General features: G+C 44.7%; 10 protein-coding genes. All 10 read left to right on the top strand.

Annotated features, from left to right (window positions below; all coding sequences use genetic code 11):
• Positions 1–614 precede the first annotated feature (614 nt).
• Positions 615–1046 carry a division/cell wall cluster transcriptional repressor MraZ gene (gene mraZ / locus ACTNEW_RS15795; RefSeq protein ID WP_441062699.1) on the top strand — a complete coding sequence of 144 codons (432 nt, stop codon included), beginning with the start codon at positions 615–617 and terminating at the stop codon, positions 1044–1046.
• A 78-nt stretch (positions 1047–1124) separates the two neighbouring features.
• Positions 1125–2075: a 16S rRNA (cytosine(1402)-N(4))-methyltransferase RsmH gene (rsmH, locus tag ACTNEW_RS15790; protein ID WP_441062697.1), complete on the top strand. Its 951-nt coding sequence runs from the start codon at positions 1125–1127 to the stop codon at positions 2073–2075.
• A gap of 83 nt (positions 2076–2158) precedes the next feature.
• Positions 2159–2740 carry a hypothetical protein gene (locus ACTNEW_RS15785; protein ID WP_441062696.1) on the top strand — a complete coding sequence of 194 codons (582 nt, stop codon included), beginning with the start codon at positions 2159–2161 and terminating at the stop codon, positions 2738–2740.
• Between the two features lie 80 nt (positions 2741–2820).
• Positions 2821–4983, top strand: a complete 2163-nt coding sequence (locus ACTNEW_RS15780) for a peptidoglycan D,D-transpeptidase FtsI family protein (RefSeq protein WP_441062694.1) — start codon at positions 2821–2823, stop codon at positions 4981–4983.
• A 192-nt stretch (positions 4984–5175) separates the two neighbouring features.
• Positions 5176–6930: a peptidoglycan D,D-transpeptidase FtsI family protein gene (locus tag ACTNEW_RS15775; protein WP_441062691.1), complete on the top strand. Its 1755-nt coding sequence runs from the start codon at positions 5176–5178 to the stop codon at positions 6928–6930.
• A 185-nt stretch (positions 6931–7115) separates the two neighbouring features.
• Complete coding sequence (mraY, locus tag ACTNEW_RS15770) at positions 7116–8072, top strand: phospho-N-acetylmuramoyl-pentapeptide-transferase (RefSeq protein ID WP_441062689.1); 957 nt, start codon at positions 7116–7118, stop codon at positions 8070–8072.
• A 114-nt stretch (positions 8073–8186) separates the two neighbouring features.
• Entirely contained in the window at positions 8187–9542 is a 1356-nt protein-coding gene (gene murD / locus ACTNEW_RS15765; protein ID WP_441062687.1) for a UDP-N-acetylmuramoyl-L-alanine--D-glutamate ligase, read from the top strand.
• 343 nt (positions 9543–9885) lie between these two features.
• On the top strand, positions 9886–10509 hold the full coding sequence (locus ACTNEW_RS15760; RefSeq protein WP_441062685.1) for a RelA/SpoT domain-containing protein: 624 nt from the start codon (positions 9886–9888) through the stop codon (positions 10507–10509).
• Positions 10481–10714 carry a DUF6718 family protein gene (locus tag ACTNEW_RS15755; RefSeq protein WP_441062683.1) on the top strand — a complete coding sequence of 78 codons (234 nt, stop codon included), beginning with the start codon at positions 10481–10483 and terminating at the stop codon, positions 10712–10714. The genes ACTNEW_RS15760 and ACTNEW_RS15755 overlap by 29 nt, the downstream gene beginning before the upstream one ends.
• 892 nt (positions 10715–11606) lie before the next feature.
• On the top strand, positions 11607–11838 hold a 232-nt coding region (locus ACTNEW_RS15750), incomplete at its 3' end, for a hypothetical protein (RefSeq protein WP_441062681.1).

Here is an 11838-nt window from a genome sequence, read left to right as displayed (position 1 = left end):
GTCTGAGCCGAAGGCGAGTTCAGAAATCCTGTTCACGCTTTTAGCAAAAATACACAGCCCTTAGTACTTCTTATACCCCGAAGCCTGCACCGGAACCGAAGGTATGTCTGCACGGCCCTCAGGAGCTCTCTTTCGCGTACGGTTTTTCACGCCTCCCCTCTCACAGAGTTTCGCCCTGAACGGAAGCTTCGGTGAAAACCATAGCACAACCAAACGCAAAAAATCCCCACGGATTAATGCAGAGCTAACGTCTAATTCATTAAAACCCGCTGTAATTAACTAAAGCCCCCTTTAATTAACAAAAGCCCCTTTCATTTCCTGCAAGACATTTCCATTCATCCAATACCAGTGTATATACCAAAGCTTTCTTTCGCATATGGCATAAAGAATACCCTTCTGCTTAACATCCAGCTCTTTTCGCACTGTGAAAAATTTACAAAAGTATGAAATCTGAGATTCCCACTTGTTTTTTCAGCTTAAATAGGTTAGAATGAACACATAAGTGGTAGAAAGTGGAGAATTGTGGTAGTAGGTGGAGGCGTGAATGGCAGAAATCCATCTCTGCCCGGAAATGCGAAGGGGAGAATCGCATTTCCCGAGAGTAGGTGAGTTGCATGTTCAGGGGAGAATACAAACACACAATCGACGCGAAGGGGCGTTTGATTATCCCTTCCAAATTCAGGGAACTTTTAGGGGAAAAGTTTATCCTGACCAAGGGACTGGATGGTTGTCTTTACATTTATCCCATGGATGAATGGGAAGCCTTTGAAGAGAAACTCAGAGCATTACCACTTACAAACAAAAATGCAAGAACCTTCTCACGTTTCTTTGTAGCAGGCGCCACAGACTGTGAGCTGGACAAGCAGGGGAGAATCCTGGTACCTCAGACGTTAAGGGAGTTTGCCGGTCTGGACAAGGATGTGGTTCTGACAGGAAATCTGAGCAGAATTGAAGTCTGGAGCAAAGAAAAGTGGAGCGAGAATTGCAACTATGATGATATGGATGATGTTGCAGCAAGTATGCAGGACATGGGTATCGTCATCTAGCATCCTGTCTGTCGGATCAACAGATCGCAGACATGATACTGGGCATTACGCTTGAAAGAAATCCAACAGGAGACGGATATGGAATTTAAACACAAATCTGTATTGCTGGAAGAAACCATCGAGGGTTTAAGGGTAAAACCCGACGGAATCTACGTGGATGGAACTTTAGGAGGAGCAGGACATGCCCTTGAGGTATGTAAGAAACTTTCTGCCAAGGGGAGATTTATTGGCATAGATCAGGACCAAGATGCAATAATTGCTGCGAGTGAGAGGCTGGCTGCCTTTAGTGACAAGGCAACGATCATTCGCAGCAATTATTGTTACATGGCTAATGAGTTGAAAGCCCGCGGAATTCACCAGGTAGATGGGATTTTACTGGATCTTGGAGTTTCTTCCTATCAGCTTGACAATGAAGAACGCGGCTTTACTTATCGTGTGGATGCCCCGCTGGACATGCGCATGGATCAGAGGCAGAGCCAGACGGCAAGTGACATTGTCAATGGTTATGACGAAAAAGAATTATACCGTATCATCCGTGATTACGGAGAAGATAAATTTGCAAAAAATATAGCGAAGCACATTGTTGCTGCAAGGGAAAAAGCTCCCATTGAAACAACCGGTGAACTGACGGAGATTATCCGCCGTGCGATCCCTATGAAAATGCAGGCATCGGGAGGCCATCCGGCGAAACGTACCTTTCAGGCGATTCGTATCGAACTGAACCGGGAACTGGATGTTCTGCGGGAATCCCTTGATGGAATGATCGATATGCTGGGAGAAGATGGAAGAATTTGTATCATTACCTTCCATTCTTTGGAGGATCGGATCGTGAAGACGATTTTCCGCAAAAATGAAAATCCATGCACCTGTCCTTCCGATTTTCCGGTGTGCGTCTGCGGCAGGAAATCGAAAGGTAAAGTGATTACCAGAAAGCCGATACTTCCCAGCGAACAGGAGATGGAGGAAAATCCCCGTTCGAAGAGTGCGAAGCTTAGAATTTTTGAAAAGCATTACGAAGGCAATAAGTGATGATATCTGTCCGGCAGGAATTAAGAAATTTCTGCTGAGGAAGACAGATACAGGTTTAGTAATAGAAGTCAGGTGAGCAGAATATGGCCAATACAGGCAGACCGACAACTGCAAGAAGAAATCCGAATACGGTAAGAAACAACAAAGGCGTGTATATCGAAGGCAATACAGCGAGACGGCTGCAGGAAGTTCCGGCAAAGCGAAGCTATTCCAGACAGAAACCGCCTGTGCGCAAGAGAGTGCAGGCAGCAGAAACTTCCGGGAGTACCAGATCTTCCCGGCCATCCGCTTCTTCTCATCAGCTGAGCCGTGAAGCGCAGCGCAACAGAGAAAAAGCAATGAACATGAGCAGAGGATTTGTGATTTTCCTGGCCCTCGTTTCCGTTGCAATCCTTTTTGGATGCGTGCATTATCTGCAGCTGAAATCAGAGCTGACAGCAAAGATGAAGGCCGTTGCAGCGATGGAGTCACAGCTTACAGAACTCAAGGAAGACAATGATGCATATGAGAGTCAGGTGACTTCCAATGTGGATCTGAATGCGATCAAAGCAATTGCAATCGGGCGTCTGGGTATGCGTTATCCGTCCGACGATCAGAAAATGACATATGAAACGTCACAGAGCAGCTACGTAAGACAGTACCAGGATATTCCTGATTCCGAGTAGGTGATAATTTGAACAGAAGAAATAAAAACAATACACAAAAACCACAGAAAAAAATAAATTTATACATGAGAAGAAAGCTGGTGGTACTCTTTGGAGGAGTGCTGCTGGCTTTAGTCGCATTAATGGTAAAAATTTCCGTGATCAATGCGACCAGCGGACAGAAGTACAAAAAGCAGGTGCTGAGTCAGGCTCAGCAGCAATATGAGAACCGTACTCTTCCCGCAAAGAGGGGAGACATTTATGACAGGAACGGCAATATTCTGGCGACCAGTAATAAGGTCTACAGTGTGATTCTTGATTGTCTGGCAGTAAACACAGAAGATGACAAGGGCAATCAGCCTTATGTGGAGCCTACTGTTCGTGCACTGGTGGAGGTACTTGGTCTGGATGAAGATGATATCCGTTCCCGCCTGAACAGCGAGGCAACGAAGGAGAGCCAGTATCAGATTCTGAAAAAACAGCTTTCCATGGATGAAAAAAAGACATTTGAGGAATATGCAGATGCCGGAACGGAAGACGGACTGACTGCCGAGCAGGAAAAGGAACGCATGAATATCAAAGGCGTATGGTTTGAGGAAGACTATCTTCGGAGCTATCCTTTTGGAAGTCTTGCGTGTGATACGATTGGTTTTACTCTGAGCCGCGATACGGCGGATATTGGAATTGAGGGATATTATAACAGTACCCTGACAGGAGCAGACGGCCGTCAGTACGGATATTTCAATAATAATTCTGATGTCGAGCAGACAATTATTGAGTCAACCGATGGAAACAGTCTGGAACTGACACTGGATGTGGGGATTCAGCAGATTGTGGAAAAATATGTCAACGGGTTTCTGGAAGGAACCGGTGCCAAGCATGTCGGCGTGATTGTAGAGAACCCGTCTACGGGAGAAATTCTCGCCATGGATGGCGGAGATCGGTACGATCTGAATGAACCGAGAGATCTTTCGAATGTATATTCTAAAGAAGAAATCAAACAGATGAATGATACTGAGACAGTTGACGCACTGAATGCGATGTGGAGTAATTACTGTGTGACCGATGCTTATGAGCCGGGTTCGGTAGTAAAACCAATCGTTATGGCAGCAGCTCTGGAAAAAGGCGGGATTTATTTCAACGATACATTTACCTGCGACGGAGGACAGAGTTTTGGCACGGATACTTTTATCAAATGTGCGGTCTGGCCGGATGCACATGGTACGGAAACACTGGCAGAGGTTATCGCCAATTCCTGTAATGACGGTATGATGCAGATTGCTGCCAGAATGGGAAGCGAACAGTTTATCAAGACGCAGAGTCTTTTTAATTTCGGAAGCAGGACGGGAATCGATCTTCCCAATGAGGGAAGCGGTATTATCCACTCCACAGATACCATGGGTGAGACAGAGCTGGCATGTTCCGCTTTTGGACAGGGCTTTACCTGTACCATGATTCAGGAAATCAATGCCATGTGTTCCGTTATTAACGGCGGATATTACTACCAGCCGCATCTGGTTTCCGCAATCAAAGATTCCAGCGGCGGTACGATCAAAACCATCACGCCGACGCTTTTGAAACAGACGATATCCAGTACGATTTCTGCAAACATCCGCGCCTACATGCAGTCCAGTGTGGAATCCGGTACCAGTATTTATTCCAAAGTTCAGGGATACAGCTCCGGTGGTAAAACCGGTACAGCAGAGAAGTTTCCGCGAGGAAACGGCAAATATCTGGTCTCCTTTATCGGATTTGCTCCGGTGGACGATCCTCAGGTCGTAATCTATGTGGTTGTGGATGAACCGAATGCAGAAAACCAGGCGACCAGTACCTTTGCTCAGTATATTGCGCAGGGAATTCTTTCCGAATTGCTTCCTTACCTGAATATTGCGCCGGATGAAGTGACAGATGGAACCATTCCGGAAACAGAACTCTGGGAAGGCTTCAACGGACATCTGCAGAGCCTGTCCGGTGTTGATCTGGATGCAGAAGGAAATCTGGTGGATGCGGAAGGTCATCGCATCGATATGGAAGGAAACCGTATTGATGAGAGTGGATATCTTCTGGATTCCAATGGAGAATATGTGTACGATGAAAATGGAAATACCGTGAAATCCGACAGTCTGCTGGGAGTTGCGGAAGCTCTTCCGGAAGCAGTTTCCAACAGCAGCGCACCTGCACCTCTGGAGGATGATTCCGATCCGATCACGGGAAATGATATGGAGAGTGAAGGAATTACCAATGAAGAGGCAGGACTGGAATAATGGTGTTTCATGAGGCATTGTATAGTTTTGTTTCATAAATGAATAGAGAGCGGTATAAAGAACGTTATTAAGAGCATTATAAATAGTGTTATAAAGGTCGCTATAAAGAGTGTTATAGAGAGTGATATAAAGAGAAGTATAACCTGCCGGGGAAAGTCATATATTAATATGACAATTTCCGGCGGTTTTTTTATGAAGAAAAATATGACCTTTCATAAAAAGAAAGTATGGGTGGTTTTTGCCTGCTGTGCGGCAATGCTGGCGGGACTGGCCGGAAGACTCGTTTATCTGATGGGGTTCCGGTCGGATTATTATTATGAAAAAGCACAGGATCTTCATGAAAGGGAACGTGAGATCAAAGCTGCCAGAGGAGAGATTCTGGATGCTAATGGAAAAGTACTTGCCGCAAATAAGACTGTCTGTACGATATCCGTTATCCACAGTCAGATTGAGGATCCGGAGAAAGTAATCAACATTTTGTCAAAAGAATTGGGGATAGATGAGCAGACCGTCCGTAAAAGGGTGGAAAAAGTATCCTCAATTGAGCGGATCAGGACGAATGTGGACAAATCTGTAGGAGATGCAATCAGAGAGTACAATCTGGCGGGGGTAAAAGTGGATGAGGATTATAAACGCTATTACCCATACGGTACACTGGCTTCCAAAGTTCTTGGCTTTACAGGCGGGGATAATCAGGGAATCATTGGGCTGGAAGTGAAGTATGAAGATGTTTTAAGCGGAACCGCGGGAAAAATCCTGACTACAACAGATGCCAGGGGTGTGGAGATCGATGAAATTGGAGAGAGCCGTATAGACCCGGTTCCCGGAGATAATCTGCAGATCAGCCTGGATATGAATATACAGGAATTTGCTCAGCAGGCGGCATTGAAAGTCATGGAGGAAAAGCAGGCGGAACGTGTATCGATTCTGCTGATGAATCCCCAGAACGGGGAGATTTATGCCTGTGTCAATGTGCCGGAATTTGATCTGAACGATCCTTTTACTCTGAATACAGAGGTGGATACTTCCGGATTGAGCTCTGAGGAAAAACAGGATCTTCTGAATCAGATGTGGAGAAATCCCTGCCTGAATGACACGTATGAACCTGGTTCTACTTTCAAAATCATCACCATGTCTGCCGGGCTGGAAGAGGGTGTCGTATCATTGAACGACCAGTTTTATTGTCCTGGTTATAAAGTTGTGGATGACAGGAGAATTCATTGCGCCAAAAGAGCCGGTCATGGTTCGCAGACTTTTGTGGAAGGAGCGGAAAACTCCTGCAATCCTGTTTTTATCGAGGTGGGACTGCGTCTTGGCGTGGAAACTTATTATAAATATTTCCGGCAGTTCGGCCTGCTGAAGAAAACCAGGATTGATCTTCCGGGGGAGGCGGGAACGATCATGCATCAGATGGAGAATATGGGAAATGTGGAGCTTGCGACGGTATCTTTCGGCCAGTCCTTCCAGATTACGCCGATTCAGCTTGCGGCGACGGTGAGCGGTCTGATCAACGGAGGCAGGAGAATCACGCCGCATTTCGGGGTGACTGTACGCAGCCCGGATGATTCCTACGCAAAAAAACTGGAATATCCGGTGGAGGAAGGCATTGTTTCGGCAGAGACATCAGAAAAAGTCCGGTATATTCTGGAAAAGGTGGTTTCAGACGGATCTGGTAGAAATGCGAAGATAGAAGGGTATACCATTGGCGGAAAAACAGCGACTTCCCAGACGCTTCCCAGGAGTGCGAACCGGTATATTTCGTCTTTTCTTGGATTCGCACCGGCAGAGGATCCGCAGATTCTGGGTATCTGCATCATTCATAATCCTCAGGGTGTCTACTACGGAGGAACCATTGCCGCGCCGGTGATCCGGAGTATTTTTGCAAATGTGCTGCCTTATCTTGGAATTGAGAAGACCGCAGCGGTGACGGAAAGTGAGGAGGAGTGAAACCAAATCCGAAAAAAATCCTGCGTCGAAGACGGTGAGGGTTGATAATTGCGGCAAAAAGCCTTATACTGAAAGATGCAAAACACAGTGAGTAATCTATATGTAATCGCTGCGCAAAAAAGCCAGAGAGGACCTATATTTTATTCGCTGTGCAAAAAACGAAAGAATGAATAAGAGGTGTGAGGATGAATTTTCAATTTGTATTCCCGGTACTGATCGCATTTGTTATCAGCGTTGCATTGGGACCGGTCGTTATTCCGTTTCTCAGGAAACTGAAAATGGGACAGACAGAGAGAACCGAAGGTGTACAGTCCCATTTGAAAAAAGCAGGAACTCCGACAATGGGCGGTGTGATCTTCCTGATTGCTGTAGTCGTAACGTCTCTCTTCTATATTAAGGACTACCCTAAGATTATTCCCGTACTGTTTCTGACTCTGGGATTCGGTATCATTGGATTCCTGGATGATTATCTGAAAGTAGTCCTGAAACGTTCCGATGGACTTCTCGCCTGGCAGAAATTTCTTCTGCAGGTGATTCTGACAGGGATTTTTGTATTCTATCTGCTGAATTACACAGATGTTTCCCTGAGCATGCGCATTCCATTCTGGCCGGGACATTACCTGAATATGGGATGGCTTGCGATTCCGGTTCTGTTTTTTGCCGTAATCGGAACAGTGAACGGTGTGAATTTTACAGATGGACTGGATGGACTGGCTTCCAGCGTGACCGTGATCGTGGCAGTTTTTTTTACCGTGGTTTCCATCGGAACCAATTCCGGTATTGAGCCGATCACCTGCGCAGTTGTGGGCGGACTGATGGGATTTTTGCTGTTTAATGTATATCCGGCGAAAGTGTTTATGGGAGATACCGGATCTCTGGCTCTTGGCGGATTTGTGGCAGGAGCTGCCTATATGATGCAGATGCCGCTGTTTATTCTGCTGGTGGGACTGATTTATCTGGTGGAAGTTCTTTCCGTTATCATTCAGGTATCTTATTTCAAAGCTACCCATGGAAAGAGAATCTTCAAAATGGCTCCGATCCATCATCATTTTGAGCTGTGCGGATGGTCAGAAACCAGAGTGGTTGCGGTATTTTCCGTAGTCACTGCAATTATGTGTCTGATTGCGCTTCTGGCATTATAAATTTGTGAGAAAATCGGCTATCTGCCGTTTGCAGTCTGTTTCACAGGAAAATGCCGCAATGATAAATAAGGAAGACTGTTTTGCTTTGCGGCGGTATGATTTGGAGGAAATAACATGGACTTAAAAGGAAAAAAAGTTCTCGTATTCGGTTCCGGCAAGAGCGGGATCGGAGCGTCAGATCTGCTGGCCAGGGTTGGTGCCTGCCCGGTAATTTATGACGGGAACGCAGAGATTGATAAAGAAGCAGTATTACATAAAACTACCGGTGATTATCCGCTGGAAATCTATGCGGGCGACCTTCCGAAAGATGTGCAGGACAGTCTGGATCTGGTTGTTTTGAGCCCGGGTGTTCCTACCGATCTTCCGATTGTGAAGAGTTTTTACGCACAGGGACTTCCGGTATGGGGAGAAGTGGAACTGGCATATCAGACCGGCAGGGGCGAGGTTCTTGCCATTACCGGCACCAATGGCAAAACGACTACGACGGCGCTTCTTGGAAAAATCATGTCAGATGCAAGAGAGTCCGTTTTTGTCGTGGGAAATATTGGAACTCCGTATACTTCCAAAGCTCTGGAGATGAAGGAGACAAGCACAACCGTAGCAGAAATCAGCAGTTTCCAGCTGGAGACCATTGAGAAATTTGCTCCGAAGGTCAGTGCGATTCTGAATATTACAGAGGATCACCTGAATCGTCATCATACAATGGAAGAGTACATTCGTGTGAAAGAACTGATCGTGAAGAATCAGGGTCCGGAAGATGCCTGTGTGCTGAATTATGAGGATGAAGTACTTCGGGAATTTGGGAAACACATTGTTCCGAAGACGATCTATTTTTCCAGTGTCCGTAAACTGGATGAAGGCATTTATCTGGACGGGGATATGATCGTGCTGAAGCTGAACGGCGAGGAAATTCCGGTTGTGAAGACGACAGATCTCAAAATCCTCGGACAGCATAACCATGAGAACGCGATGGCCGCCATTGCAATGGCTTATTTCGCAGGGGTTCCCATGGAGAGCATCCGTAAGAGTGTCTGCGAGTTTACCGCCGTAGAGCATCGTATTGAATATGTTACAGAAAAAAATGGCGTTGTTTACTACAACGATTCCAAGGGAACCAATCCGGATGCCGCAATCAAAGGAATTCAGGCCATGATCCGTCCGACCTGGCTGATCGGAGGAGGCTATGACAAAGGCTCCAGCTATGACGAATGGATTCAGGCCTTTGACGGCAAAGTCCGCTGTCTGGTATTGATCGGTCAGACGAAGGAAAAAATCAAAGAAGCAGCCGAAAGACTGGGATTCCATGATATCGTGCTCTGCGAAAATCTGGAAGAAGCGGTAAAATTCTGTGCGGCAAAAGCACAGCCGGGCGAAGCCGTACTTCTTTCCCCTGCATGCGCAAGCTGGGGGCAGTTTGACAATTATGAGCAGCGCGGGGATATGTTCAAAGAGTATGTGAAGAGCCTGTAAAAAGCCTGTAAAAAGCCTGTAAGTGGCAGAGAATAAGAGAGAGTGTGATTTAAATAAAGAGGGAGTGGGAAGATGGTAAAGTGTTTTCCGACTCTCTCTTTTTTCTGATAAAAAGTTGTTAACGCTTCCGTTGTATATGGCTTTTTTATTGCGGGTTCATTAGGTTGAATTTGTAAACCGTTTTTTTGATAAATATCTGTAAGGAAGGAAAAAAAGCAGAGTTTGGTATATTTGATAAATAAACGTCGTTTTTTGCGACATTAACAGCAACGAATATGCCTTGATAATTCAGTATATCTATGTTAGCATAAGTGTATAATCTTGATGAGAGGGAGGTGCGCTTATGAATGAACATTTGCTGAAAATGAATGGTTTATCGATGGGAATTTTGGATGCGTTGTCATTTGAATCGCACCTTGGAATCACATTGAAGAAAAATTTGCGTTATTTTGATAAGGATTTGTTGATTGCAGAATTGATCGCTATGACAGAGTGGTTGGATGAACAGGAAATTCTTTCAGATATTGCATTAGACTATAGAGTGAAAAGTTTAGATTCTATTCTTCTGAAATATGAACGCTACTATCCGGATTATCAGACGCGAAAAGTGTTCAATGATATTTTGGGATTCAGGGCGTTTTGCGACAGCTATGATCAAATATTGGCAGATGAAACTTCTCGGTTCCGGGTTGCTGATATGACAAAAGGAAAAGCAGCGGATGATGGATACAGAGGAGTTCATGTGTACTATCAGAAAAGCGGGAGACATTATCCTATAGAAATCCAGTTTAATACGTTGTTTGATAGACAACTGAATAACTGGCTTCATGCTTACCTGTATAAGAAGAATTATCCGATAGAAACAGGAAAGATAATGCGTGAGAAATATGAAAGTGGATTAATTCGGAATGAGGATGAATTTAAGGAGGTGTTGAATAATGTGCTATCTAATAGCGAAAGATCGTGATGCACATGGTTGTTTTGCTTTAAAAACAAGTCATGGAAAGAATCTGGTAGAATTAAAAAGGGAATTGAATAATGCTGTTGGATACAAGGGTGTACAGCTTGTGACAATCAGCAGACCAACTGCGTATGGTGAGTATGCGCCATATCATTTTGTGGATACAGAACAGGAGTTTCGGACTCTGGTAAGAGGCCTTCGTCCTGAATAAATGGTAAGGACATTGGTGACAGGCACCAATGTGGTCAACTTAAGTAATTTGACAGTATGACAAATTCTGAAAATATGGCTTTAAAATTTTTTATAGCGTGTACACTCGAATTCCCCAGAGTGCATCTGGCTGCTTTTGGTGTTATGGGCGCAGTGGTAGCCTGAAAATAGATGATGCCATACCGTCAAGTACTAAAAGATGCAAAATGCGCCAGCTTTGAACATTCTTTTGACCTGCAGGAATGATCGTGCATACAAATATTAGGAATTCTGACAGGGAGGCCCGGGCATCACCACCTTTCATGAGATTTTGTATGTGAAAGAAAAGGAACATCCTTATAATACTGATTTTCTATGATTGAAATGAGTTCTCAGATTATCCTTTTTCTTCTTGCGGACATAACTGCGTCCGGGCTGTATCTGAGACCGGTGCCTGGCTGCAGAGCGGAACAGAGCGAATATTACACTGCGTTGAAATTCACCGCAAAGTAACCGTGTAGTCAGACATTTCACCCTGCCGATAATAAAGGACCGGTTTGCCTGATATCTGTATTGATTGTCCTGTCTGGAAGATGCAGCTATTTTCTCATCGGCATCATTCTTAACGATTGCGCAGAGATTAGAATAGAACATATTGATATAGAATTCCTGTTCTACAGAGACAGGAGTTGCATCTGAGAATTCTTCCATTTCAAGCTGGTTTTTCAGCTCATTGTATTTAGATTCTGTTTTTTATACGAATTTTCGTATAAAAAACATTATACGAACTCTGCCCTTATACGAACTTTTTGCTGTCATAACCGCATTTTCCTTGTATATGTTCCTGAAAAAGTTCGTATAAAATCCTGATACAATGTACTATGTCAGTATACTTTTTTTAGGAGGAAACTGACATGAAAGATTTCAGGAACAATGCTGCTATAGTTATTTCAACACTCAAAAGGTACAGATACGGAGCACGGGCAATAAGCCTTAATCAAGACTGCTATGATTCTTTCTATAGTTTCATGATAACTTCCAAATCAGAGAGTTATTCCCGTGATACTGCACTCAGTTGGTGTGAGAGCAATGTTGCGAAGTATATCCGGTCAGCATATTTAAACGCTATTTACAGACTGGATGATG

Origin of the sequence: Blautia sp. HCP3S3_G3 (assembly GCF_052063365.1) — a bacterium.
GTDB lineage: Bacteria > Bacillota > Clostridia > Lachnospirales > Lachnospiraceae > Blautia_A.
Note: the sequence above shows the minus strand (reverse complement) of the source record. Positions and strands in the feature narration are given on the sequence as shown.

What these genes read in the sequence shown, in the direction of transcription:
- rsmH (WP_441062697.1), top strand. Translation starts at nt 1,125, where the DNA reads ATGGAATTTAAACACAAATCTGTATTGCTGGAAGAAACCATCGAGGGT.
- ACTNEW_RS15785 (WP_441062696.1), top strand. Translation starts at nt 2,159, where the DNA reads ATGGCCAATACAGGCAGACCGACAACTGCAAGAAGAAATCCGAATACG.
- mraZ (WP_441062699.1), top strand. Translation starts at nt 615, where the DNA reads ATGTTCAGGGGAGAATACAAACACACAATCGACGCGAAGGGGCGTTTG.
- ACTNEW_RS15775 (WP_441062691.1), top strand. Translation starts at nt 5,176, where the DNA reads ATGAAGAAAAATATGACCTTTCATAAAAAGAAAGTATGGGTGGTTTTT.
- mraY (WP_441062689.1), top strand. Translation starts at nt 7,116, where the DNA reads ATGAATTTTCAATTTGTATTCCCGGTACTGATCGCATTTGTTATCAGC.
- murD (WP_441062687.1), top strand. Translation starts at nt 8,187, where the DNA reads ATGGACTTAAAAGGAAAAAAAGTTCTCGTATTCGGTTCCGGCAAGAGC.
- ACTNEW_RS15755 (WP_441062683.1), top strand. Translation starts at nt 10,481, where the DNA reads ATGTGCTATCTAATAGCGAAAGATCGTGATGCACATGGTTGTTTTGCT.
- ACTNEW_RS15760 (WP_441062685.1), top strand. Translation starts at nt 9,886, where the DNA reads ATGAATGAACATTTGCTGAAAATGAATGGTTTATCGATGGGAATTTTG.